This window comes from Ahniella affigens (assembly GCF_003015185.1).
GTDB lineage: Bacteria > Pseudomonadota > Gammaproteobacteria > Xanthomonadales > Ahniellaceae > Ahniella > Ahniella affigens.
Genome location: NZ_CP027860.1, coordinates 5,510,363 through 5,535,906, shown reverse-complemented (window position 1 = coordinate 5,535,906; position 25,544 = coordinate 5,510,363). Strand labels below are relative to the sequence as shown.

Genomic DNA, 25,544 nt, shown 5'->3' with positions numbered 1-25,544 from the left:
TGCGGGTCAAGGTTGGCCCGCCCTGAAGACAGTCCAGGATGGACTTGTTCTGGCCTGCCCCAACCGTATGTTGCGAGATGATCGCGCGCTGGTGCCGACTTGGCGTCAACGCGCGACGCTCAGATCAGCCGCATCGTGATCGCTTTCAACACGGCGCGCGTGCGGTCGCGTGTTTCGAGCTTGGCCAATATGTCGCTGACATAGTTCTTGACGGTACCTTCGGCCAGATTCAGCGAGCGTGCGATTTCCTTGTTTGAATAGCCGCCAGCCAGCAGGCGCAGCACGCCTTGTTCGCGTTCGGTCAGATCAATCTTGCCCAGACTGGTGTTCGGCTGTTGTAACGCCGGCTGCGACCAATGCACGGGCGATTTGGGCTCGTGAAACTGGACTTGGCCACGGACGCTCTCGAGTGCAACAGGCTGCAGCAACGTGTCACCGCGAAGCACGCGTCGCATCGCCTCCAGCAGTTCTTCAGGTGACGCGTCCTTCAGCAGAAACCCTTCCGCGCCCACGCGTGCTGCGGACAGCATCAGGTCTGGATCATCGAACGTTGTCAGCAGAATTACCGGCGTGCGATTGCCGCGCGTGCGGAGCCTCTGGATCAGCTCAATGCCGTTGCCATCCGCCATGCGGATGTCCGAGATGATCAAGTCGACGCTGATCCGACTGAGCTGTTCGAACGCATCGCGGCCGGACTGCGCTTCGATGACGAGTTCGACGTCCGGCAAACCGCCAAGCAGCGCTGCCAGGCCTTTGCGAACCAGCGCCTGATCGTCGACCAGTGCCACACGAATCTTGTTCATAGGGCAGGCACCCAGGCCAGAATGCGAAAGCCACGACCCGGTTCGGCGCTCAGCGCTACATCGCCGCCGACTTCATGAAAGCGTTCTTGCATACCCAGTAATCCGCTGCCGGGGACGGGTGTCCCGGCGCCTCTGCCGTCGTCACACAGTTCTATCTCAATGCGGTCCTGCTCGCGCTTGAGTCGAATCCACAGATGCTCCGCTTGGCCATGCCGGGCCGCATTCGTCAGCGCTTCCTGCACCGCTCTCACGATCGCATCGGCCTTGACGACGCTGTCTACGCGCGCGGCGTCATCGAGTTCCAGAATCACCTTTGGCTTTGGAAACGGCGCCGCGAGCTGCTCGATGGCGGCTCGCAGGTTCATACCGTCCTGCTCGCGCATCTGCTTGACCACTTGGCGCAGATCGCCGAGCAACTCGTCGGCCAACTGCGCGGCGAGTTGGGTCGACTCGTCTTCAGCCAGTGCGGGGCGCCGACTCAAAGCGGTTAGCTGCAGCTTCAGCGCGGTGAGTTTGTGACCCGCTACATCGTGCAGCTCCCGTGCGATGCGGAGCCGCTCTTGGTCGCGGGCACTCTCGGCGAGCAATGAGCGCGTCGCGAGCAGGTGCGCGTTGACCTCCTTGAGCTCAGCGCTGGTCTGCTCGGCACGCACCGCGTACTGCATGACGATGATCGCGAAGAGCTGAAAGCCACCGTAGCTGAACGTGCCAATCCACGCGCCGACCCAACCCCAAACCCGAGACAGGAGGAGCAAGAGCAAGAGATTGGTGAAAAAGTAGACTGGCCAAACCTGCCGCATCGGTAGACGCGCGGCAATTTCGCTCATGACAATGATGAGCAGGATCGGTCCCGCCGAGCTCGGCGTGGCGGCCGTGATCACAAACGCGCACACCCCTTTCAGCGCGACCATTGCGAGCTGCACCGGAGACGGCCAGACGTCGACCACGATGGTGGTCAGCACCACGAGAATCATGAACAGCAGTGCCATGCCGAGCGACAACATTCGCGCCGCGTTGCCGCTCAGCAGGATGCCGCTATCTGATTGGTTGAACCAGACCATCGCGATCACCGCGGTCCACGTCACCAGAGCGGCGATGAAACCGGGTTCGGCAAGGCTGGTGGGTCGGCAGTATCGTGGCGCCATGATGGTGTGGGTGGGCAAGTGCGGGTCTGACCGGATGTTGCTGAATGGGGCGTTCAAGGCTTGCGGGCTTCTGTGCTGATGACGATCCGGACTCGAAACCTGCCACGGGATGCTGCGCGGATTGCGACTCGCACGCAAGATCAAAGTGACTTCCGGCAGGTTGGGCAGGATGCGTCTACACCGAACGTCGTGCTGCCCGCGGCGGTGAACTGGTAGCTGCCGCTACCATAAGGGCGCGCCGCAACGCATTGCGCGCTTGTCATGGTCTGAATCGGAAACTCGTGCCTATGTTGAATGTCTGTCGTGTTGTTCTGGCCCTTGCATCTGGCCTGCTTGCGTTTGGCGCGGTCGCCGAATCGGCTGCGACAACTGCCGAGCCAAGCGCGGCGCCGCCACGTATCGGGCTCGTCCTGGGTGGCGGCGGCGCCCGGGGCGCGGCGCATATTGGCGTGCTCAAAGCCTTGGAACGCGAACATGTGCCGATTCACGCAATCGCCGGCACCAGCATGGGCGCGATTGTTGGGAGCATGTATGCGTCGGGCTACTCGCCGGACCAGATCGAGGCGATTCTCGGTTCGGTTGACTATCAGACGTTTTTTTCCGACGAGCCATCGCGCCTTGATTTGCCGATGCGGCGCAAGGAACAGGATTTTCGCGATCTGCTCGATTTCGAGCTTGGCTTTCGTGATGGCCGGATTCAGTTCCCGCGCGGCTTGCTGCAGGGCCAGAAGTTCCTGAATCTGATGCGGCGCGTGACGCTGCCGGTTTGGAATGTCGAGCGTTTCGACGATTTGCCGATCCCGTTTCGGGCCGTGGCGACCGACATCGGCAAGGGTGAGCGTGTGGTGTTTTCCGAGGGTGATTTGGCTCTGGCAGTCCGCGCCAGTATGGCGGTCCCTGGCGCCTACGCGCCGATCCGCGTGGATGGCCGGCTGATGGTCGACGGTGGCCTGGTGGACAACGTGCCGATCGATGTGGTGCGGGCAATGGGCGTCGACCGCGTCATTGTGGTCGATGTGAGCGGTCCCCTGATGCCGGAGTCCGAACTTGATTCGCCGGTCGCGGTGTCGCTGCAAATGATCACGGTGCTGATGCAGCAGCGAACCGATCAGGCGATTGCGACACTCGGACCGAATGATCTGTTGATCCGTCCGGCACTCGGTGACTTCGATTCCGCCGCCTTCGACAAGGGCAAGGACGCCATCGCCATTGGCGAGCAATCCACGGCCGCGCTGAGCAACCGGCTGCGCGATTTCGCCCTGCCGCCCGAGGCGTATGCCGCCGTCCGCGCGAAGCAACAACTGCCGGCATTCGATACGCCGCTGATTGCCTGGGTGGACGTGAGCGACGCGCGCACGCGCACGCCTGGGCAGGTTTCGCGCTTGCTCGCCGATCAACCGGGCCAGCGGCTGGATCCAGATGCCATCGAGTCGCGGCTTGCCAAAGCATACGGTGCGGGCAGTTACGAGCGCATTCTGTATCGACTTGGCCGCAAGGACGACGCGTTCGGCTTGAAAGTGACGCCGGTCGACAAGGGTTGGGGTCCGAACTACATCGGCTTTGGCTTGCAGATCAATGACGACTTCAATGGCCGCTCGGATTACCAGATCGCTGCGGAGGCCAGCTTTACCGGCCTGAACCGCTGGGGCGCGGAAGCACGACTGCGCATGGATCTGGGTCGTGTCGCTGGATTCAGCGGCGAGTGGTTTCAACCGTTCGGCGATACCGGGCAGCTTTACCTGCTGCCGGGCGTGGCCGTCAGCGCCCGCAACCAACCAGTTTTGAACGGGCTCGATACTGCCGCCGAATATCGATTCGAACAATTGAAGGCCGGTATCGAGGCCGGTTGGCTGGTCAACGATCGACTGACCTTGTTTGCCGAGCTGGAGCGGGGTGTCACCGAGACCAGCCTGCTCGTCGGCGCGAGTGATCAGTTCCCGGAGTTCCGTTTACAGTTCGGCAGCATCGGATTCGGCGGCCGGTATGACACGCTCGACAACGCATTCTTCCCAAGTCAGGGTTCGCGCGGCAGTGTCGAGGCCACCGCATTCCGGGAAGCACTTGGCACCGCTAACAACGGCGAAGTAGTGGCGGTGGACTGGAACACCGCGGTGTCCCGTGGTCGTTATCACGGGGTATTTGGACTGGTGGGACAAACTGAATTCGGGGAGCCTGATGCGTTGGAGGGTCTGGCCACACTGGGCGGCCTCGCGCAGCTTTCCGGCTATGGCGAACGCGAACTGGTCGGGCGCCACTCGGCACTGGCTCGGGCGGTGTTTTATCGCCGTTTTGGCGATATGACCCGTCTGGTGTCGGTGCCAAGCTACGTGGGATTCAGCCTGGAATCTGGCAATGTCTGGGACAGCCGCGATGACATTTCGCGCGACTCGTTGATCTTTGCCGGGTCCGTGTTCGTGGGGGTATCGACACCTCTGGGGCCGGTGTTTCTGGGATACGGTCATGCGGATACGGGGGCGAGTTCGTTCTACCTCAACTTCGGTTCGTTGTTCAGTGGCCGCCGCTGATGAGGCCGTGGCGGACGGGTCGGAGGTGGTGACGGTGCGGCGGATCCGCAGCGGTTGTCGACACTCCGGTCCGGTTGGACGCCAGAATTCTGGGTCGATCTGTGCGATTTGGGGAGGGTCCGACCTTCGGAGCAGGTTCAGAGGCGCCTTGGAACGATGGTGCCGCCTGGATTCTCACATTCTTGAGAGACAGATTTCCAAACCTTCGCCGGAACGGGCCCCAAGTTCATGTGGTTGGCGAAGTGGTGGCATACAAGCCATTGTGGCGGTTGGTTTTTTTCCGCCATGTTGGCAATTTCCGGCTAAGGCTTTGTTTTTTCTCAGCTTCAGTTTATGATTGGGGTGTCGCGGGCGCCCCCGCGGCAGACGATTACAAGAAACCCAACAATAGATAAGAGGTTTAAGCGACATGCGCAGCGGCACTTGGCTCACCAGCCTTGCCCTTCTCGCATCTGCTTCCGTTGCGGAAGCGGCGCCGCTTGCTTATGGGGCCGCGTTCGACACCCTCTATCAAATCGACTTGGCCAACGGTACCACCACGTTGATCGGTCCTATTGGTTTCAATGACGTGGAAGGTCTGGCCATCGGCCCCGATGGCAGCCTGTACGGCATTTCCGATGCCAGCAAAACGCTCATCATTATCGACAAGCGCACCGGTCGCGGCGTTGCGATTGGTGGCGTTAACAACAACACTGGGTTGCTTGGGCAAGGTTCTGGACAATTCGATGCCTTGGATTTTGGCCTGACTTTTTCGTGTGACGGGCGGCTCTGGGCATCATCTGATGCCACCCGCAAGTTTTGGGAATTGGACCCAAGCACCGGCGTAGCACGCTATGTGGGCTACCTCAGCGTGCAGATGACGGGACTCGCGGCACGCGGCGATGGTGTGTACGGCATCGGTTCGGGTGGTGATGAGGCGCTGTACAAGATCGATCTTGCCACCGGCCAAGCGCACGTGCGCGGCTCGTTGTTGAATGGTGCGCAGATCGCCGACGGCGGTCTGGATGCTGATGAGCAAGGCAATTTGTGGGGCGTGCTGGATTACCAGCCGATCCAAGAAAACAAGCCCAGCGATATCGTCAAGATCGATCGCGTGACTGGCGCATCGACGAAGGTCGCCACTACCAGAACTGAGATGGAAGGCTTGGCCATTGCGCCAGTTCGCGCCTGTGGGGAAGACCCGGTTCCGCGCGGACCATCGCCCGTGTCAATTCCCAGCCTGCATGACCTTGGTCTCGCGCTGCTCGGTAGCCTGCTCGCGCTGATTGGATTTTTCGCCATCGATCGCCGTCGCTGAGCGGCACGCTCGCGCGACATCTCCGCGACGCATCGGTAATCAAAAGGTCTTTTTTGCAGCGGGCCACAGCGATCACAAGCGGTTCAGATTGCTTTGGGCATGCTGCCTACAGGATTCCCGAAGGAGTGAACGGATGCTGCGACCCTTGATGCTCACTGCCCTGCTGGCACTCGCTGGCCAATCTCTGGCGGCCTCTGAAACCAATCTGACGCGCGCGCAAGATGCGACCCGCGTGCTCAACGAGATCATGATGGCGCCCGACAAGCGTGTGCCGAATCGATTGATCGACGAAGCCGAAGCAATTGCCGTGATTCCGGACGTAGTCAAAGCCGGCTTAGTCGTAGGCGGCAGACACGGCCGCGGTCTGTTGTCGGTCCGTTCGCCTGACCGGACGTGGTCCAATCCAAGCTTCATTTCGGTGTCGGGCGGCAGTATCGGCTTTCAGGCGGGCGTGCAGTCCACCGACGTGATCTTGATTTTCCGGACGCGCCGTGGCGTCGATTCCCTGGTCAATGGCAAATTTACGCTGGGTGCCGATGCCGCGGTCGCTGCCGGCCCGGTTGGCCGCAATGCGCAGGCCGCCACCGACGATCAGTTGAAAGCCGAGATTTACAGCTATTCGCGCAGTCGCGGACTCTTTGCTGGCGTGGCGCTGGATGGCTCGGTGCTGGCCATCGACAAGAAGAGCAACGTTGACGTTTATGGGCCGAAGGCCCGCCCGCGACGCATTTTTGAAGGCCGTGTGCAAGACGTGCCGAGTGCCGTGGTCGACTTCCGGGATCGCCTTGAGGAATATGCCGCGAGCGCCGAGAGCGCGCCGCAGTAGTTCGCACCACAGTCGATCCCAGCTGGCACCGAGCCTGACCGAGCGAGGCGCGCAACACGGCGTCAGGCTTTGTTGGGCGCCGAGGCTGGGCACCGAGGCTGGGCACCGAGGCTGGGCACCAAGGCCACGCTTTTGCGGAGCAACCGCTCGTTCAGGTGCCCATTGCGCCGGCGGCACAAGCTGCCTCCAACCAGACGTCGTGAACGCTCAGCGTGATCCGAAAGCAAACCGGCCGGTGCGCAAGAATCCCACCGAGGCGTTCGCCACATCCTGCGAAAATACCAACCCGCTGTGCGATGCAGGCAGGACGAGATGATCCTGGATGCCAGGCAACTGGGTTTCGGCCACGCGGACGGTGCCGTCATTGTCGTCGCCAAAACCACCCAGCACCTGCGCCAAGCCGTAAGGCAGGCGTCCTGCGATGACGCCCACTTCGCGCGGACCGCGCCAATGATCGAGTCCGGCGATCAACCGATCGCCGCTCTCGCCCATGGTCCAGGACGCAAACTTGGCGACCCGGCGCGCTGCTTCGGATCCCAATAACGGCGACCCCAGGCATATTGTCCGCCCCGGCAAGGACTGATCCACCGTCGCGAGCAACGCAACCAGCCCACCGAGACTGTGCCCGACCAGGTGAACCGCCCCACCACCGTCAGACAGCTGACGAAGCGATTCGCCCAGGCGCTCGGCCGAGCGATCTGCGCCATGCGCGAGCGATGCATACTCAAAAACTTTCGTGCGAAAACCTGCGGCTTGAAAGCGACGGGCGAGCATGCCCATCGCAAAGCCACGCATCCAGATGCCGTGCAACAGCACGACCGTGTCCGCGGCCACATCCTGGCCTAGATCTTCTTTCGCCGTGCGTGCCACGAACTGGCGAGTCGGCTTAAACCGTCGCTGCCATCTTGAAGATGGGCAGGTACATGGCGATCACCATGCTGCCGACCATCGTACCGATGATCACCATGATGAACGGTTCCAACAAGCTGCTCAGGGCATCGACCGCGTTGTTGACCTCACGCTCGAAGAACTCGGCGACTTTGGTCAGCATCGTATCGAGCGAGCCGGCCTCTTCGCCGATCGCAGTCATCTGTATCACCATCGGGGGAAACAGGTTGACCTGCCGCATCGCGATGTTCAACTGGTAGCCAACGGCCACGTCCTCTTTGATTCGTTTGGTGGCTTCGTTGTAAATCATGCTGCCGGTGGCACCACCCACAGTTTCCAGCGCTTCCACAAGCGGTACGCCCGACTTGAATGTCAGCGCCAGCGTACGCGAGAAGCGGGCGATGGCCGAACTGTGCAGAATGCCGCCAATGACCGGAAGCTTGAGCATCATTCGATCGAGAAAATGCGCAAAGGCTGGCGAGCGCTTGTAAGCCTGTAAGAACGTAACGGCGGCCGCGATGCCGATAAAGAGCACAACCCACCAGTACGCCACCATGAACTTCGAAGCCTTCACATAGAGCTGGGTGAACGCCGGCAGATCGGTGCCGAAGCCTTTGAACACGGCTTCGAACTGCGGAATCACGAAAATCAGCAAGATCGCGCTGACGATCAACGCGACCGCGATTACCGCTGCGGGATAAAAGAGCGCCTTCTTGATCTTGCCCTTGATCGCCTCGATGTTTTCCTTGTACGTGGCGACGGTGTCCAGAACGGTATCGAGCACACCAGCCTGCTCACCGGCGCGCACCAGATTGCGGAACAACTCGTCGAACTGGACTGGGAATTTGCCGAGCGCCTCGTACAGGCTGGAGCCGCCTTCGATTTCGTTCTTGACCGCCGTCAGCATTTCCGACATCGCGGCGTTTTTCTGGCCACTGGCAATGATGTCGAAGGCCTGCACCATGGGCACGCCCGACTGCATCATCGTTGCGAGCTGACGGGCGAAAATCGCAATTTCCTGCGCGGACACCTTGCCACGCTTGGCGAACATGCCCGCTTTCTTCTGTGACACCGTGGTCGGCGTCAGCCCTTGCTTGCGCAGCTCGGCTTTGACGAGGTTTTCGTTCTTCCCCATCATTTCGCCTTTCATGACCTTGCCGCGCTTGTCCTTGGCTGACCAGTAGAAGGTCTGCAGTTGTTCGTAGCGCGGCTGAGCAGGCTGTTTCGCACCAGCCTTGACGGCGGTTTGACGACCTGTGGTGCGGGGGGCGGTAGCGGTGGCCATGGTTTAGTCCTTGGTGACGCGGTTGATCTCGGCCAGACTGGTGAAGCCGTTACGGCATTTCAGCAGTGCAGACTGGCGCAGATCGTTGATGCCGTTGCGCTTGGCAATTTCGGCGATCTGGATGGCGTTGCCGCCATGCAGAATCACCTTCTGAATTTCTTCGGTCATCGGCATCACTTGATAAATGCCGACGCGACCCTTGTAACCATCGTTGCAGCCGCTGCAGCCAACGGCTTCGTACAAGGTCATCGAGTCAACCTCGTCTTCCTTGAAGCCTTCAGCCAGCAGGGCCTCGCGCGGGATTCGGATGGGCCGTTTGCAATCATGTAAGCGCCGCGCCAGGCGCTGCGCCGTGATCAAGGTCACAGATGAGGTGATATTGAACGGGGCAATGCCCATGTTCATCAGGCGCGCAACCGTCTGCGGCGCGTCGTTGGTGTGCAGCGTGGACAACACGAAGTGCCCGGTCTGCGCCGCCTTGATCGCGATCTCGGCGGTTTCCAGATCGCGGATTTCGCCGACCATGATGATGTCCGGGTCCTGGCGCAGGAACGAGCGCAGCGCCGCCGCGAACGTCATGCCCTTCTTGGCATTCTGCTGAACCTGGTTGATGCCATGCACGCGGATTTCGACCGGGTCTTCAGCCGTCGAGATATTGACCGCATCGGTATTGAGAATATTGAGCGCGGTATAGAGCGATACCGTTTTGCCGGACCCGGTTGGACCGGTCACCAGCACCATTCCATAGGGCTTGTGAATGGCATCCAGGAAGTGACCTTTCTGCTCTTCTTCATAGCCCAGCTTGTCGATACCGAGCTTGGCCGCGGACGCGTCCAGAATACGCAGCACCGCTTTTTCGCCGAACAGCGTTGGGCAGGTACTCACGCGAAAGTCCATCGACTTCGCCTTGCTGATATTCAGCTTGATGCGTCCGTCCTGCGGGAGACGGCGCTCGGCAATGTCCAGACCAGCCATGACCTTGATACGGGCGGCAATGCGCGGCGCCAGCTTGACCGGCGCGTTGGCGACCGGCCGCAGAATGCCGTCCAGACGAAAGCGCACGCGCATCAACGTCTCGTAAGGCTCGAAGTGAATATCGGACGCGCCGCGCTTGATCGCGTCGAGCAGGCACTTGTTGACGAACTTGACGATCGGCGTGTCATCGACCCCGGAGTCGTTACCACCCTGGGCCGCATCGTCCAGATCTTCGTCGTCACCGAGCTCCATGCCCTCCAGGCCTTCGTCCTCATCGCCACCCAGCTGCTGATTCAGCTGGTCGACGCCGGCCAACGCCGATTCGATGGCCTTCTCCAGGAAGTCCTCGGGCACAATGATGGGGTCGACCGGCAGATTGGCCTGGAATTTAATTTCGTCCAGCGCACGCAGGTTGGTTGGATCAGAAATGCCGACGAACAGGCGATTGCCGCGCTTGAACAAAGGCATCGCCCGATGCTGCTGGATCAGTTTTTCCTCCACCAGCTTGATCGGCGCCTGCCGAAGATCGAGCGCACGCACATCGAACAGCGGAATGCCGAATTCGGTCGCTGCCGCGTTGGCCACTTGGATGGCCGGCGCCACGGCGTTTTGTACCAAAAAACTTACCAGCGGAATCTTCTGCTTGTTAGACGCATCAAACGCCTTGCGTGCGTCTTCCTCACTGATGACCCCATCGATCACCAAACGCCGCACGATGCCGGGCAGGCCGGTGAGTTGTGCCGGATTGATGGGATTCGCCATGGTGCACCCTTCAAAGACTTTGGGAGGAATGTACCGCAAATCCCTGCCAGACCGGAATATTTTGCCGAAATCCGTCACCAATTGATGCACGGCCGTGACCGGTTTGGCAGTTCGTGACGGGACCGGGCCGCTGCCGCGTTCGAAAAGAAACCGGCAAGTGCTTGATTTGCTGAACTGAGTGCCGACTACCCGTTGCAGCAGGCGCGACCATTGTTACTTCGCCAGGCGGCTTCCGGCGTCCAGTGCGAGCTGCACCATGGCCCGGACGCCGGTATCGAGCGCCCCCTCGTCCACCGTGAAGCGTGGCGAGTGGTTTGGCGCCGCCAGAGCGAGGTCGGCTCCTGGCTTCACGGCGCCTACGAAAAAGTACATCCCCGGGATGGCTTGGGTGAAGCGGGGAAAGTCCTCGGCCACCATGTTCGGCGGAATCGACTTGACCCGGTCTGCGCCCACTGCGGCTTCCAGACTCGGCCGCATCGCGCGGGTCAGGTCCGGGTTGTTGTAAGTCACCAGGTTCACTGCATCCGGCATGGGAATCACATAGTCGACGCTCGCGCCCTGCGCCGCAGCCACGTGCTCGGCCGTGCGAATCAGGCGCTTGAACAGATCGTCGCGCATTGCCGGATCAAACGTGCGGATCGTGCCCTCCAGCGTGACCTGCTCCGGAATGATGTTCCAGCGCAGCCCGCCGTGAACCATGCCGAAGCTCAGAACCGCCGGCAGTTCGGAGATGTTGAGCTGGCGGCTGATGATGGTTTGTGACTGATTGACGATCTGGGCCGCCGTGACGACCGGGTCAACCCCACGCCAGGGCTGCGCACCATGGGTCTGTTGACCTTTGACGGTGATCGAGAAGCGATCCGACCCGGCGAGCAGCGGCCCCTCGCGGACGCCAATCTGGTCCGAATGCAGGGTGTAAAACACATGCAGACCGAAGACCGCTTCTGGCTCACGGCCTTTGAATACGCCTTCCTTCATCATCAACTCGGCGCCACCTTCCTGGCCTGCTGGCGGACCTTCCTCGGCCGGCTGAAACACAAAGAGCACTTCGCCACGCAGCTGCGCTTTCAATTCGGACAGAACCTTGGCGGTGCCGAGCAAAATGGCCGTGTGCGCGTCATGACCGCACGCGTGCATGACGCCAACCTCTTTCCCGTCCCAATCGGCCTTTGCCTTGGATGCGAAGGGCAGGTCTACCTCTTCGACTACGGGTAACGCGTCCATATCCGCGCGAATCGCAATGCGGGGACCAGGCAGGTCGCCGGTCAGCACCCCCACGACGCCAGTCTTGGCGATGCCGGTTTCGACCCGGATTCCCATCTTCTTGAGCTCTGCGGCCACAATCCCGCTTGTGCGAATTTCGTGGTTGCCAAGCTCGGGGTGCTGATGGAAATCCCGGCGCCAGTCGATGACCGTCTGGCGAACGCTTTCGATCTGCCCCGGCACCGAGTCCGCAGCCATTGCACCAAAGCCGGTGGCATAAACGAGGATCGAGAGCAGCAGCAGACGATGGCGCATAGGGGAATCCTGAAAAGAGCTGCAAGGCTGGCGCTTCCCCGTGCGAATTTCAACCGGGGCCCGACCGGCAGATCATGATCAATGGTGGCCGTGGTCGCGTTTTCTGTCACCGCTGGTTTCGGCAACTGCGCTCAGCCGATCGGGAATTGGTAACCAGCGCGAGATGCGGCACAACAATGGCACTCGAACCAACGGAGCCTACGATGAACACGTCTTCTCTCGCGCTGCCCCTGATCCTTGCCCTGTGCCTGCCGCTGACTGTCAACGCCGAACCCGCCGACGCCAGCATGACCCTTTCCGACGCCAGTATTGAGGCATCGAGCCTCGTCCTGGAAGGCCTGGGCGTGGCCGGCGAGGCAGGCTCAACGATACTGGTGGGCACCGTCACGGTCGCCGCCAGCGCGGCAACCGTAGTGCTGTTGACGCCATCCGCTGCCACCGCTGGCGTCATCACGGTATCGACGGAAATGGGCGAATGGTTGAAGACCCAGAATGGTCGCGAGTTGGACCGCAAAGCGGTTCGTGGTGGCACCGCGTTGACGCTGGATCAACGTGTGGTGGCGTTCGTCCCGGATGCGAACACACGGCGCTTGATGCACCGTGAGCAGGTGGCGCCATGAGCCGCGGCCTTGGGATGTGGCATTGGCTGCGCCGGATTCTGTGGCACGGAATGTGGCTATTCGTGTTGCCCGCGCACAAAGCGATGGCGGGTCAAAGCTGCGTGCAAACGCCGCTCAGCGGCGAGCAACTCATCGCTGCGGCAGCAACCGCGAATGATGTTCAGGATGCGCTGATCCAGGCAGATCGGCCTGTGGCGCTGCTGGCACGGGTCGGCAATGACTTGTCGAAACACGGGCTGTATTTCAGTCACATCGCCGTGGCACGGCGATCGCCTGAGGCTGGAACGTGGCGCGTCTGGCATCTGCTGAATACCTGTGGGACCGATGATGCGGGGCTCTTCGTGGATGGTTTGTTCGACTACTACGCCCGCCACTTGACCAGCCAGAATACGAAGCTGATTCTGCTGACGCCGGCGATGGAGACGGACCTGGCGCAGGTATTCGACAGTGGGCAGGCCGTCCGCCTCTTTCAGCCGCACTACAATGTGATCGCGCCGCCAGGCAAGTTGCGTTCGCAGAACAGTACGGCCTACATTCTGGAATTGCTGGCCGCAGCCGAACAGGGCCAAGTGCAGCGCGATCGGCAGGCGATCTGGCAAACGCTGAAGCCCGTATTCCAACCAGACGTGCTCGCGATCCCTTATCGCAAACGCATCATGGGCGGCTTGTTCACCGCGAACGCCGACTTCAGCGATCATCCGGTCGCCACCCGCTTGCGCGGCGATTATCCCGTGGTGACCGTGCACGCGATCATGCGGTACCTCGATCAGCGTGGACTCGCGACCAAAGCCTGGGTGATTCACGATGGCCAAGTGACCCAAAGCCCGATCGAACTGGATGGGGTGCCCAACGCAGACGCATCGACACCTTCGGAACCAACGACGATCATGGTCATGCGCTGACCATGCGCGCGGGATTGAAACACAATCGTCTTCCAGACACTGACATTACGTTCACGTTTCGGCTGATGCCCGAGCCGCTGTCTGGGCACGCAACAAGTGTGGACCTCAAAAAGCGACCCTCTGCTTACAACGCGACCACAAAGCGGGTTATGCTTGACGTTTGGTCGGGCGAACTGGATCCGCATGCGTTCTATTTTCGAAACGTCGATGGGTGGCTTGCATGCGGATTGAGCACGCAAGTGTGCGCGATCGACTCTTGTTGTTTGTGCCAGGCGATACGCTTCGTCTGGCTGAGACGGGACTCGCCCAAGGTCGCATCGAGAATCTGAACGCCATCGAGCGGCAGAATCGAATCCTGGTTGAAGCCGACTGGCGTTTCGACCCCAAGCCGATTCATTTGCGGCTCGAACTCTCCGAGTGGCTTGATCACGCCCAGATCCGCGGCCAATGCAGCTGTCAGCAGCGCAGCCCTTGCGAGCATCTGGTCGCAGTGGTCATGTTGCTCGAGAACGAGAGCGAAGCCACTGATCTGGAGCCGCATCCGGCCGAGTCCAAACCGATGTCCCCGGCCCTGAAGGCTTGGATCGAAAATCAGAAGCAGCCGCTGCCTTCGGCGCTCGCCGACGCCGGCCCCGCGCCGTTGGTGTTCCTGTGGGCGATGGAAGACTCGAATCAACCTGGTAGTGAGCTGGTCATCGAGCCAGCGCGCTTTGATGCGCATGCCGGCAAGACGAGCCCGGAATCCGGACGCACGGCGCCTGTGCTGTCGCGATTCAATCCCGCCGAGGCCAAGGTTGAAGACCTGCCCGAACATGAATTGAACTGGGTGTCGCAGCTCGCGCTCGGGCGCACGGTGATTCGTCGCCACGAGCAATGGTACGTGGCCTCCAAACTTCGCCCAGCGGAATCACTGTGGCAGATGCTCGAACGGTCGCATTGCTATTTCGAGCGGCTAAGCCCGAAGCGTCTGCATCCCGGCGAACCCTGCACACTCGGATGGTATTGGCAGATCGATGAGTTCGGCGTTCAGCGCCTGAGCGCACAGGTCGCTGGGGTCGAGCGCATGCGTCTCTTGAAGACGGTGGTCGGCTACGTGGTCATCGATATCGGCCGCGCTGAAGTTCGATCGGTGCTGAGCGATGGCAGCGACATCGCGCGCCTGCTCGAAACCCCGACCGTATCACCCGATGAGCTCGATGCCTTCCTCGAAGCCTTCGCCCATACTGACCTCGCCGGCAAAGTACCGGCGCCCCGCAGTTTGCGTATCGAAGCCGCGCGCGATCTGGAGCCCGAGGCCGTGTTGCGCCTCATTGGCGTGCCCGTGCCAGCATGGGGGCAGGCTAAACTTGGCAACAAACTCGGCATGGCCGTGCTCGAATTCAATTATGGGCCGCATCGCGTGGAACCGGGCTTCGGCGTCGAGACGGAGCGCTATCGCGATGGCGTGCTGTATCGCATCGCACGCAACTACGCGCTGGAAGAAGCCGCCGCCGAGCGCGTGCAGGAAGCCGGGCTCAAAGATGCCATCACCATCTGGCCCAGGCAGTTGCCCGAGCCCGATTCGTTTGGCGATTTTCATTACCTGCTCGAACTGAACTACCACATCGCGACGCCGGAGCAATGGGTGAGCGTGATTCCGCGCCTGGAAGAACTCGGCTTTTTGCTCGAATATGATCCGAGCTTTCCGAATCAGGTGCTGCCGCTGGCCGAAGACTGGTGGGCCGAGATCGAGCATCGCGAGGCGTGGTTCGAGCTCAAGATCGGCGTCACGATACACAATGAACGGATCGACCTGCTGCCGGCACTAAAGCGTCTGGCCGTGGACCCGCAGTTCCCACGCAAGGCCCGTGAGCGAGAGCCGATTGACGCCGAGTACTTGGTGCCGATCGACGCGCACCGACGTGTGCGCATGCCACTGAACCGGCTCCGGCATCTTCTGGAATCGCTGCGCGCCAGCTTGGTGGAGGAAGACGACGTGGGCGATCTGCGCCTGCATCGCTCCGAAATCAACAATCTGAAAGAGTTGGTCGACTCCGAAGAAATCGGTCTGAAGCTCGATCCGAAGCGGCGCGCGCAGTTGCGCGAGTTGTCGATGACCCGAAAGCCGGTCGCACCGCCAGAGCACTTCGGCGCCGAACTGCGCAACTACCAGCTCGATGGTTTGAACTGGCTCGGCTTTTTGGGCGAAGCGGGCATCGGCGGCATTCTGGCTGACGATATGGGCCTAGGCAAAACGGTGCAGGTGCTCGCGCACTTGGCAGTCGAAAAGCAAGCCGGTCGGCTCACCAAACCAGTATTGATCGTGGTACCGACGTCGTTGCTCGGCAACTGGTTTCGCGAGGCCCAACGGCTCGCCCCCGAACTCAACGTCCTGATCCTGCACGGACCGGATCGCGAAAGCGATTTCCGCCGCATCCGGCAGTTCGACCTGATCTTGTCGAGCTACCCGTTGTTGCCGCGCGATATCGATCATCTGCAACGCGAGAAGTTTGCGTTGCTCGTGCTCGACGAGGCGCAGGCGATCAAGAATCCGCGCGCGTTGGCAGCCAAGGCTGTGCGGGATTTGAATTGCGCGCGCCGACTCGCGATGACGGGTACGCCATTGGAAAATCACCTGGGCGAGCTCTGGGCGATTCTCGATGCCGTCGAACCGGGCGTGCTCGGCGGTGAGCGGCATTTTCTGAAGCATTACCGACAGCCCATCGAGAAGTTCGCCGATGCCGATCAGCAGGAACGCCTCAACCGGCGCGTCGCACCGCTGATTCTGCGTCGACGGAAGGAAGATGTCGCCCGCGATCTGCCCGCAAAGACCACCCAGATTCAAACCATCACGCTCGATGGCGACCAGAAGGCGCTTTATGAATCGCTCCGCGCCCGCGAGTATCTGCGTGTGCGCGAAGCAGTAGGCGCCAAGGGGATGGGGCAGAGTGGGGTCGTGGTGCTGGATGCGCTGCTGAAGTTGCGGCAAGTGTGCTGCGACCCGCGGCTGGTCAAGCTCGAAGCCGCGCAGTCGGTACTCGAATCGGCGAAGCTTGAACACTTGAGCGACATGCTCGAACAGTTGGTCCAAGAAGGCCGGCGCGTGCTCGTGTTCTCGCAGTTTGCGGAAATGCTGGCATTGATCAGCGAGCTTCTGACAAGCATGGGCCTGACGCATTTGATGCTGACGGGACAAACGCAAAACCGGACCGAACTGGTCGATCGCTTCCAGGCCGGCGAGGCGCCGATTTTCCTGATCAGCCTGAAGGCCGGCGGCGTGGGCCTGAACCTGACTGCGGCCGACACGGTGATCCACTACGACCCGTGGTGGAATCCCGCTGCTGAGGATCAAGCGACCGATCGCGCGCATCGCATTGGTCAGGACAAGCCAGTGTTCGTCTACAAGCTGATCTGCGCCAGTACGGTCGAAGAACGCATTCAGACGCTGCAAGCCCGCAAGGCCGAACTCGCGGCAGCCCTGCTCGAGGGTGGCACCAGTTCGGTGTTGCGGTTTGACGAGGAAGATCTGGAAGAATTGTTCGGCCCAGGTTGATGCCTGGGTCGACGCCTCAACGCGTTTTGACGCCAGCGCGCGCCGCCAGAATTGCCGCAATCACTTCGGGCGCGTACTCGAACGAATCGTAGTACATGCGGTCCTCAGGCAGTCCACGGGCGGAGAATGCGTGGCGGGCCACATCGATCATGCCTGGTGGGCCGCTCATGTACAGGTCGTGCTGGGCAAGGTCCGGGCAGTGCGCGAGCACGGCCTCGTGGACTGGCCCCGATACGATTGGCTGATCACTCAGGTCGGGCTCGGACAACACCGGCACGTAGCTGAAGTGCGGATTCTCGCTTGCCCACCGTTTCGGTAGGGCATCCAGATACAAGTCTGCGAGCGTGCGCGCACCCCAGAAGAAGCGCATCGGCCGCTTGCTCCCCAGGGCGAGGAAGTGCTCGATGATGGCCTTGATTGGTGCAAAGCCCGTGCCACCCGCCATGAACAGCATGGGGCGATCGGAATCTTCGCGCGGCACGAACGTGCCGAGCGGCGCCTCGATGCGCAGCACACTGCCGATCGGCAATTCCGTGAATACGCGCTCGGTGAACCCACCACCGGCAACGCGCCGCACGTGGAGCTCGATCGCGTGATCGTCGAGTTCGTACTCGGGCGCGTTGGCGATCGAAAATGCCCGGCGCTTGCCTTCCGGCAGCATGATCTCCAGGTACTGACCAGCCAGCGAACGCAACGCCTGGCCGCGCGGCGGCTGCAGACGGAGCAACATCACATCGCTGGCCAACTGTTGCTTGTCGATCACTTTGACGGCCGTGATCCGACGGGGCATGTCCGCGACGCTCGGCACTTCGCGCGCACTGATGACCAGATCGGTCTTGGCAAATGCCTGACACAGCAGAATGGCCTGGGTGTCACCGTCTCTAAGTGCCGGTGGCGCGCTGGCATAACGCACTTGTCCGGAGACGAGCCGGGCCTGACACGATCCACACACGCCGCTCCGGCACGAATAGGGCAACGCAAATCCCTGCGCCCGCGCGGCGTCGAGGAGGTGCGTGTCGGCATCGCACTGGAACTGGTGACCTGAAGGCTCGATTCGGATTTGATAGGGCATGCGCCAATTGAAGCGGTGGCCGGCAGGTCGCGCAAGCTCAGCGTTCGTTCTCGCGATGCGCCTGCCAGCGCAAGCGTACCGCTTCGGCAATATTTTCCGTTTCGCGCAACGGCGGACGTGGCCAGCCCAGGGTCCCGAGCGGATGCAAGAGACCGCGCTCTCGAAGGGCGGCATGGAAATGCGCGAACTTGCCAGTCGGCTCCTGCTCGCAGAGTGTGTAGACCGGAACACCTACCGCGACGGCCTCGCTCAGCATGTTGACCGAATCGGGGGTGACGACGATTCGGTCCGCACAAGCCAGAAAACCGACATACGGGTTGTCGCCTGGGTGATCAGGCGACCAGAACTGCGTGCCGGGCATGGCGGCGCAATGTGCCGCGATTTGCTCTGAGACGGCTTTCGGCGTGCGGCGGGACGTGGTCACGAGCAAACTGCCCTGATGCTGGCCGGGCAGGTGCTCGATCCGCGACAGCAGATGCCGAACCGACTCCGCATTCAGTGGCAGCATCGGCGACGGTCCGCCAATCAACAGACTGGTGATGGGACGGGGCCGTCGATCCAGATCACTGAAGCGCCTTCGAGCTTGTTGCAAGCGCTCGGCCGTCAAGTCGTGCAGCGCGCCGAGCGTGACCAGCACATTCGGGCCCGCAAGCTCGTCGTGCTCGGGGCAGACAATCAGATCGAACTCGCCCCAGGCCACCCTTGGATCGAGAATCTGCACGGCAAAGGTATTGGGCCAATGCCGCTTCAGCGCACGCAACCAGAACGCCGCCTGCCGCCCACAACCCACCAGAAAGTCCGGCGGTGGCCCGGCCAATACCGCGCCAAAGGCTCGGGTCATCATGCGGCGATATCCCGGGATCAGGCGCGGGGCGAACCAGCGCCAAGGACGATTGGGTTCGGTGCGAAACACCGTGACCTCGCCGCCAATCGCGGCAGCCAGCGCTTCGGCCTGGCGGGCGTTGCCGGCACGGCCATCGCTGATCGCGAACAGACGGGTCTCAGCAGTCATGGCAACGCGCGATAGTCGCCCATTTTGACGGCAGCATCACAGGACGCAGGCGTCTTCTAACCCAGGCCTCGGCCATTCTGCAAGGCCAGCTTGCACGATTGCGCGTGGCTTTGCCGGCGCCCTTTCTGCACAATGCCTGCTCTCGATCGTTTGCCAGGAGTCCAATCATGCGCCACATGCCTTTGTCACAAGATGCCTTGAACCAACTGTTTTTGGAAGCCCATACCCACAACGCCAACCCGAACCCTTGGCTGCCGAAGGACGTGCCGGATGCGCTGCTGGAAGAAGTCTGGAACCTGGCCCGCATGGGCCCCACAGCTGCCAACAACTCGCCAGGCCGCATTGTGTTTGTGCGCTCGGCCGAGGCCAAGGCCAAGCTGAACGAGTGCATGGACGAAGGCAATAAACCCAAGACGATGGCAGCACCCGCCACGGCGATTGTCGGCATGGATCTGGCCTTCTACGACCATTTGCCGACGCTCTACCCCATCGCGCCGACGGCCAAATCCTGGTTCGACTGGATGAACGACGAACAGATCGCCCCGATTGCACTCCGCAACTCCAGCCTACAGGGTGCCTACCTGATTCTGGCCGCGCGCGCGCTCGGTTTGGACTGCGGCCCGATGTCGGGCTTCGATGCGGCCAAGGTCGATGCCGCGTTCTTTGCCGGCACCAAGATCAAGTCCAACTTCATCATCAATCTGGGCTATGGCGACGACAGCAAGGTGTACCCGCGCAACCCGCGGTTGTCGTTTGCGGACGCCTGCAAGATCGTCTGAGTGCCGCCATGATAAGCCTTCGCCCTGCTGCCGAACGCGGTCACTTCCGGATTGACTGGCTGGACTCCCAGCACACGTTTTCGTTTGGTCATTACCACGACCCGCGCTTCATGGGCTTCGGCCCACTGCGCGTGATCAATCAGGACATTGTGCAGCCAGGCAAAGGCTTCGCGCGCCACGGCCACCAGAACATGGAGATCATCAGTTATGTGATCCATGGTGGCTTGGCGCACCAGGACAGCCTTGGTACGGGTTCGGTCATCCGGCCCGGCGAGATTCAGCGCATGCGTGCCGGCACGGGGATCGAACACAGCGAGTTCAATGCCTCCCAAGACGAGTTGGTGCAGTTCCTGCAGATCTGGGTTCAACCCGATCGGCTGGGGCTGCAGCCTGGCTATGCACAGCAGGATTTTCCGCTCGAATCACGGCGCAACCAACTGAAGCTGCTGGCCTCGGGTTACGGCGAGGAAGGCGTGATTGAGGTGCGGCAGAACATGCGGATGTTTGGTGGCCTGTTTGATGCCGGGCACACTGCTGACTACGCGGTGGCGGACGCCCGCGGAATCTGGATTCAGCTGATCCGGGGCACGCTCCAAATCAACCACACCCTGATGCAAGCTGGCGACGGATTGGCGGCGCGGCACGAATCGAGCCTGTCGATCCGAGCCAGTCAGGAAGCCGAGTTTCTGTTGTTTGATCTGCCGATCGCGAATTGAGGGCTTGGCGACCGGGTGCTTTGGGCTTCATGATCACGAACCGCTTGTGGACCCGGCACGGAACACGCAACAAGTGGCCGCCGGGTCAATGGTCACCAAGCGCGTGCAAGGGGTTGACGCTTGCTGCACGACGGGCCGGGACGATACTGGCAAGCAGCACGAGGATCATGCCCGCGCCGGAAACGACGAGCACAACGACCGGAACGTGAGCGGACACGCCAAACAGGTTCGAACGAATCAGGGGCGCCGGCACGAGTGCGAGACTGGCACCAAACAGAACGCCGATACCGGCCGTACGGGTGGCCTCGCCCAGCACCATGCGGAAGATGCGAGCGGGGCTCGCGCCCACCGCAAGCCGAAGCCCAATCTCACCCGTGCGTTCGGCGATGGTCATGGCCAGCGTGCTGAATAGCCCGGTCGCACACAGCAGAAGCGCCGACCCGGCAAAGAGGGCCACGATGAGCAGCACGGCATGGCGCATCTGGAGCGATTCCGCGATGCGCTGGTCCAGCGGCATCAAGCCCCAGATCGGCTGCGCGGCATCCAATCGTTGCATTTGGCTTCGCACCGGCCCAAACACACGGTCTACCGGGAGCTTGGTACGAATGACGATCCGGAAGATTCTTGGCGGCGATTGGACGGCCGAAAGATAAAGGGTGTTCGCTGCCGCCTGCTCGCTCAGATCGTGGCGCTTGATGGATCCGGCAACGCCTACGATGTCGTACCAGACCGGGCCATTCACGCCTGGGGTTGCAACCCGTTGCGCCAGGGGGCTGCGATCGCCAAACAGCGCTTTCGCGAGCGCGACGTCGATCACCGCGACTGCCGGCGCGCGCTCGTCCTCTGTGGGCAGAAAGGTGCGGCCGCTCACCATGGGGATCTGCAACGTACGGAACAAATCGGCGTCCACGGATTGCAGATAAGCCGGAACTGTTGGGGCGTCTGCCCCATCCCGAATCACGGTTGTACTGTCGTCATCGGAAGTAAACGGCAAGCTGCTGAGCAGCCCGACGGATTCGACACCAGGCAGGGATCGCAGGGCGTCCAAGAGCTGTCGCTGAAATTGCCGGGTTTGCGCTGCATCCGGATAGCGATCGGGCGACAGATTCACATTGAGGCCGAGGACTCCAGCGGCCGAGAACCCAGGCGCCACACGCTGAATCTGCCGAAGACTCTGCGCGAGTAGACCCGCCGTGGCCAGAAGTGCGATCGCCAGAGCGATCTGCAACACCACAAACTGAGTTCGCACCGCATGCGCGCGCCGACTGCCGAGGAGCGCCTTGCTCGATTCGCTCGCCTGCACGCGAATGCCGTTGAGCCGCCAATGCAGAACGGCCGCCACGACACAACACAGCGTGCTCACCGTCACGGCCAGGGCGGCAAAACCGAGGACCGCCGCGTTGATCTCGAGTGCCAACCCCAGCACCTCTCCACCTAGCCCGAGCGCGCGCATCACAGCCATGCCGAGGCCTGCCAAGGCCAGGCCTGCAATGCCCGCAGCTAACGCAAGGCTCACTGACTCCAGCACAATGGGCCGCACAATATCCCAGTTCGATGCGCCGAGAATCTGGCGAACGCCCATGCTCCGGTAGTGCGGCGACAGGTGCAGCACCATCATGTTCGCGGCATTCGCAGCGGCAATGGCGAGCAGCACGACCACAGCAGCCATCAAAAGCGCGACCGTTTGGCGGAGATCGCCGACGAGCTTGTCACGCAATGGCTGCGCGCTGCCGGTGAATTGGGAGTGTTCGGCGCGCTGCCAGAACGCCGCGAGCGCGGGGCCCGAGTCGGCCTGCGCGCGCTGCAGATTTTGTTGCGCCAACGCCACGAGTTGCGCTTGCAGTTGCCCGATCGAGCTGCCTTCGGCGAGCCGACCGATCGAATGAGCGAACTCAAATCCGCGCATGGCATCCGACTTCTGCCGATTGGAGAATGCGAACGGCAACCAGACCTGGACCTCTGGGCTAGGGAACGCGAACTGGGGTGCCATAACCCCGATGACCTCGTAGCGCCGCCCGCTGAACGACAAGGTTCGACCAAGGATGTTCGGGTCACTGCCGAGCGTGCTGCGCCAGAATCGGTCACTGATAATCGCGACGGGTCGGCCTTTGACCCACATGCCGCCGGTGTCGGTCTCAGCTATGGCATCGTCGTCAACAAATGTGCGACCCAGTTGCGGGTGCACCGCCAAGGTCGTGAACAGTGACGGTGAGGCAACCACGGCGGACACACGCAATGCCGAGCCAACAGCCGGATCGGCAAGGTCGAGACTGGTGTCGTAATACAGCGCGCTGTCGGACAGCGCCGTAACGTGGTTCCGTCGATCCAGGTAGTCGGCGACGGTATTGCCGGAGTCCGCGATGTTCAGGCGTGGATAGGTGTTGTAAAGCGCCACCAGCTGTTGGTCGTCCGGAAACGGCAACGGTCGCAGGAGAAGGGTCTCCAACGCCGAATACACCGTCGTGCTGGCACCAATGCCAAGTGCCAGCACCAGAATGATCGCCAGAGCATGGCGCGGCCGCGCGGCCGCGCGACGCAACGCCAATTGCCAATCAGTGATCCATGCGGATGCAACCATTGCCACACCAATGCGGCCGGCTCGGCCTATTTTTGACAACGCGGGCAGTAACTGCTCGCACGATTGGATTGAACCAAACCCTTGATGATGCCGCCACACACTTTGCAAGGCTCGCCAGCACGGCCGTAAACGAACAACTCCTGCTCAAAATAGCCTGGCTCGCCGTCCGGCTTCAGAAAATCCCGAAGCGTGGTGCCGCCGCGTTCAATCGCGTAGGCCAGAATGCGTCGGATGGCAACCGCGATCGCCTGGTACGAGGCTCGGCTGACTTTGCCGGCAGCGCGCATCGGTCGAATGCCGGCGGCGAACAACGCCTCGGCCACATAGATGTTGCCGACGCCGACGACGACGGCCTGGTCCATCAGGAATGCCTTGATCGGCGCGCTGCGGCCGCGGCTCATTGCGAACAGATAGTCGCCATCGAAATCGCCCTCCAGCGGTTCGGGCCCCAGGTGCGCGAGCAACTCATGAGTGGTCCCAGCCGCTTGCCACAACAGGCAGCCGAAACGCCTCGGGTCATTGAAGCGCAGCAAGGTGTGATTGCTGAGTTCGAGATCGTAGTGATCATGCTTGCCGGCGGTCTGGCCATGCGGCAGCACGCGCAAGCTGCCCGACATGCCGAGGTGGATCAGCATCGCGCCCGGCTCGGTGTCGATCAGCAAGTACTTTGCGCGTCGGCGGACGCCGAGGATCTGCTGACCGCGCACTGCGGTGGCAAGCGCTTTCGGAATCGGCCAGCGCAAGTCCGGCCGACGCAACGTCAACGCATCGATCTGCTGCGCTTTGAGGTGCGGGGCAATGCCGCGCCGCGTGGTTTCGACTTCGGGTAACTCGGGCATGCCCCGATTGTCGCGCAGGCGCGCGCCGGATGACAGTCAGCGCGCTGGCGATTCAAAGCCGTCGGCGAATTCAGCGGCCGGGGGCAAGCCCACCAGTTCGGCGAGCACGGCGGCGTTGGTCTTCAGGATGGCGCTACCCATGGCCGCTGCATTCGCGCCCATATTGGCGGGCGTATCGGTGGACCTGTGGTAGTGCGGGTAGATATCCCAGTCGTTTTCGATTGCGAGCAAAGTCTGCCGACCGGCATTCAGATAGGGCATGTGATCGGAGCCGAACGGATTGGTGCTGTAGACCACGTCCAAAGCGGGGACATAGGTGGTTGCGGCGGCACCGAAGCGCTGCGCGTACGAAAGGTACGTCGCGCTGGTCTCATACAGTGCCTGCAGATTCGCATCGGCGCTATAGCCGATCATGTCCATGATGACGACCGCCTGGACCTTGGTCAGTTGCCCACCGCTGTTTAGGGACTGCACGTGCGCCGCGCTGCCAAGCAGGTTCTGCTCTTCGCCGGCATAGCACATGAACAACACCGTGCGCGTCGGTTGGCGCGGCACCAGCGCACGCGCCAGTTCGAGTACACCGGCACATCCGGACGCATTGTCTTCGGCGCCTGGGGTGTTGAGCGTGGTGTTGATGTTGGTGGTGCGCGAATCGTAATGCGCGCCCACGATGACCCATTCATCCGGCAGGCTGGTACCAGTCCAGACGCCCAGCACATTCTGGCGGGTGATGGTGCCGCTTGGGCTGCTCATGTTGAAGTTGGGTGTGCTGGCCGTGAGCCCGATCGTCTGCATTTGTCCGGCGATCCAGTCGCGCGCTTGCGCCAAACTGGTGGTCGCATAGCTCGATCGATCAAAGCTCGCCAGGGTGCTGACATCGGCGAACCAACGGGCACTGTCGATCGAATCGACAACGGCCTGCACGGCTGGGTCCGCTGCGGCTTTGGCGCGCGCTGCAGTGCTCAGTCGATGCCGCTGCGCCAAGACTTGATTCGGTTCGAAAGCACGGATCGTGAGATGCGCATCGTCGTCCGGCAACGGTTGTCCCGGATCAACCAGGCGCAATTGCCAACGGCCACTGCTTGCGATCTCCTGGCCGAACTGGATCGGCTCAGCGCAGCCCCGGCCAATGACGCGCAGCCGCGCCGCATCGACGGATTCGAACCGTGCCTGCAACGGCAGGCCTAGATGTTGCTCGTCGCTTTTGTTAAGCCCCGCTAGCACCAATTCGTTCCCGAGTTCCAGCCACCAGCCGTGCGTCGATGCCAACGCTTTCGCGTCGTTCACCTCGGTGAGCGTTGCGTGCTCAATGTCGACCACCGTGACTGGTGCCGCCTGATTCAGTGCAGCAGCGAGCAAGATCGAAGCGGGCATCATGTCGGCGGGATATCCAGAAGCGGAGCGGACAAGTATCGCTGCATGCTCGCTCGTGTGAAAGGCCCCATCCCTGTCGAGTAAGCATATTCTTGA

The 25,544-nt window shown here is 61.6% G+C and carries 19 protein-coding genes; 8 read left to right on the top strand and 11 right to left on the bottom strand.

What is annotated here, in order from left to right:
* Window positions 1–119: 119 nt before the first annotated feature.
* Window positions 120–803, bottom strand: a complete 684-nt coding sequence (locus tag C7S18_RS21430) for a response regulator (protein WP_106893492.1) — start codon at window positions 801–803, stop codon at window positions 120–122.
* Window positions 800–2,005: a sensor histidine kinase gene (locus tag C7S18_RS21425; RefSeq protein ID WP_146152059.1), complete on the bottom strand. Its 1,206-nt coding sequence runs from the start codon at window positions 2,003–2,005 to the stop codon at window positions 800–802. Before C7S18_RS21425 ends, C7S18_RS21430 begins: the two co-directional genes overlap by 4 nt.
* A gap of 230 nt (window positions 2,006–2,235) precedes the next feature.
* Here C7S18_RS21425 and C7S18_RS21420 point away from each other — a divergent pair, with 230 nt between their 5' ends.
* The 3 genes from C7S18_RS21420 to C7S18_RS21410 all read left to right on the top strand — a co-directional run bounded on the left by C7S18_RS21420 (window position 2,236) and on the right by C7S18_RS21410 (window position 6,596).
* The gene (locus C7S18_RS21420) at window positions 2,236–4,473 is read left to right on the top strand and encodes a patatin-like phospholipase family protein (protein WP_106893490.1); all 2,238 of its coding nucleotides are present in this window, start codon (window positions 2,236–2,238) and stop codon (window positions 4,471–4,473) included.
* A gap of 409 nt (window positions 4,474–4,882) precedes the next feature.
* On the top strand, window positions 4,883–5,770 hold the full coding sequence (locus C7S18_RS21415) for an NHL repeat-containing protein (protein WP_106893489.1): 888 nt from the start codon (window positions 4,883–4,885) through the stop codon (window positions 5,768–5,770).
* Between the two features lie 133 nt (window positions 5,771–5,903).
* Window positions 5,904–6,596, top strand: coding sequence for a lipid-binding SYLF domain-containing protein (locus C7S18_RS21410; protein WP_106893488.1), 693 nt, complete (start codon window positions 5,904–5,906; stop codon window positions 6,594–6,596).
* Between the two features lie 207 nt (window positions 6,597–6,803).
* On the opposite strand, the gene C7S18_RS21405 is transcribed toward C7S18_RS21410, so the two are convergent.
* The 4 genes from C7S18_RS21405 to C7S18_RS21390 form a co-directional block, all read right to left on the bottom strand.
* Window positions 6,804–7,466 carry an esterase/lipase family protein gene (locus C7S18_RS21405; protein WP_240623941.1) on the bottom strand — a complete coding sequence of 221 codons (663 nt, stop codon included), beginning with the start codon at window positions 7,464–7,466 and terminating at the stop codon, window positions 6,804–6,806.
* Between the two features lie 16 nt (window positions 7,467–7,482).
* A complete protein-coding gene (locus tag C7S18_RS21400) occupies window positions 7,483–8,769 on the bottom strand; it encodes a type II secretion system F family protein (RefSeq protein WP_106893487.1) in 1,287 nt (428 codons plus the stop codon).
* Window positions 8,770–8,772: 3 nt separating this feature from the next.
* Window positions 8,773–10,506: a type IV-A pilus assembly ATPase PilB gene (gene pilB, locus C7S18_RS21395; protein WP_106893486.1), complete on the bottom strand. Its 1,734-nt coding sequence runs from the start codon at window positions 10,504–10,506 to the stop codon at window positions 8,773–8,775.
* A 213-nt stretch (window positions 10,507–10,719) separates the two neighbouring features.
* Window positions 10,720–12,024: an amidohydrolase gene (locus tag C7S18_RS21390; protein WP_106893485.1), complete on the bottom strand. Its 1,305-nt coding sequence runs from the start codon at window positions 12,022–12,024 to the stop codon at window positions 10,720–10,722.
* A gap of 203 nt (window positions 12,025–12,227) precedes the next feature.
* On the opposite strand from C7S18_RS21390, the gene C7S18_RS21385 reads away from it, so the two are divergent.
* The 3 genes from C7S18_RS21385 (at window position 12,228) to C7S18_RS21375 (ending at window position 17,078) form a co-directional block, all read left to right on the top strand.
* A complete protein-coding gene (locus C7S18_RS21385) occupies window positions 12,228–12,644 on the top strand; it encodes a hypothetical protein (protein ID WP_146152058.1) in 417 nt (138 codons plus the stop codon).
* Complete coding sequence (locus tag C7S18_RS21380) at window positions 12,641–13,546, top strand: DUF2145 domain-containing protein (RefSeq protein WP_106893483.1); 906 nt, start codon at window positions 12,641–12,643, stop codon at window positions 13,544–13,546. Before C7S18_RS21385 ends, C7S18_RS21380 begins: the two co-directional genes overlap by 4 nt.
* 220 nt (window positions 13,547–13,766) lie before the next feature.
* On the top strand, window positions 13,767–17,078 hold the full coding sequence (locus tag C7S18_RS21375; protein WP_106893482.1) for a DEAD/DEAH box helicase: 3,312 nt from the start codon (window positions 13,767–13,769) through the stop codon (window positions 17,076–17,078).
* Between the two features lie 16 nt (window positions 17,079–17,094).
* On the opposite strand, the gene C7S18_RS21370 is transcribed toward C7S18_RS21375, so the two are convergent.
* Together C7S18_RS21370 and C7S18_RS21365 are read right to left on the bottom strand one after the other, a co-directional pair.
* Entirely contained in the window at window positions 17,095–18,150 is a 1,056-nt protein-coding gene (locus C7S18_RS21370) for a 2Fe-2S iron-sulfur cluster-binding protein (RefSeq protein ID WP_106893481.1), read from the bottom strand.
* Between the two features lie 37 nt (window positions 18,151–18,187).
* A complete protein-coding gene (locus tag C7S18_RS21365; protein ID WP_106893480.1) occupies window positions 18,188–19,162 on the bottom strand; it encodes a mitochondrial fission ELM1 family protein in 975 nt (324 codons plus the stop codon).
* A 167-nt stretch (window positions 19,163–19,329) separates the two neighbouring features.
* Between C7S18_RS21365 and C7S18_RS21360 the strand changes: the two genes are divergently transcribed.
* Window positions 19,330–19,941, top strand: coding sequence for a malonic semialdehyde reductase (locus C7S18_RS21360; RefSeq protein WP_206207938.1), 612 nt, complete (start codon window positions 19,330–19,332; stop codon window positions 19,939–19,941).
* 8 nt (window positions 19,942–19,949) lie between these two features.
* Window positions 19,950–20,657: a pirin family protein gene (locus C7S18_RS21355; RefSeq protein ID WP_106893478.1), complete on the top strand. Its 708-nt coding sequence runs from the start codon at window positions 19,950–19,952 to the stop codon at window positions 20,655–20,657.
* A gap of 85 nt (window positions 20,658–20,742) precedes the next feature.
* On the opposite strand, the gene C7S18_RS21350 is transcribed toward C7S18_RS21355, so the two are convergent.
* From C7S18_RS21350 to C7S18_RS21340, 3 genes are read right to left on the bottom strand one after another with little or no spacing between them, the layout of a single operon-like run.
* On the bottom strand, window positions 20,743–23,235 hold the full coding sequence (locus tag C7S18_RS21350) for an ADOP family duplicated permease (protein ID WP_106893477.1): 2,493 nt from the start codon (window positions 23,233–23,235) through the stop codon (window positions 20,743–20,745).
* 26 nt (window positions 23,236–23,261) lie between these two features.
* Window positions 23,262–24,074 carry a bifunctional DNA-formamidopyrimidine glycosylase/DNA-(apurinic or apyrimidinic site) lyase gene (gene mutM, locus C7S18_RS21345; protein ID WP_106893476.1) on the bottom strand — a complete coding sequence of 271 codons (813 nt, stop codon included), beginning with the start codon at window positions 24,072–24,074 and terminating at the stop codon, window positions 23,262–23,264.
* A gap of 36 nt (window positions 24,075–24,110) precedes the next feature.
* Entirely contained in the window at window positions 24,111–25,451 is a 1,341-nt protein-coding gene (locus C7S18_RS21340; protein WP_170113416.1) for a M28 family metallopeptidase, read from the bottom strand.
* Window positions 25,452–25,544 lie beyond the last annotated feature (93 nt).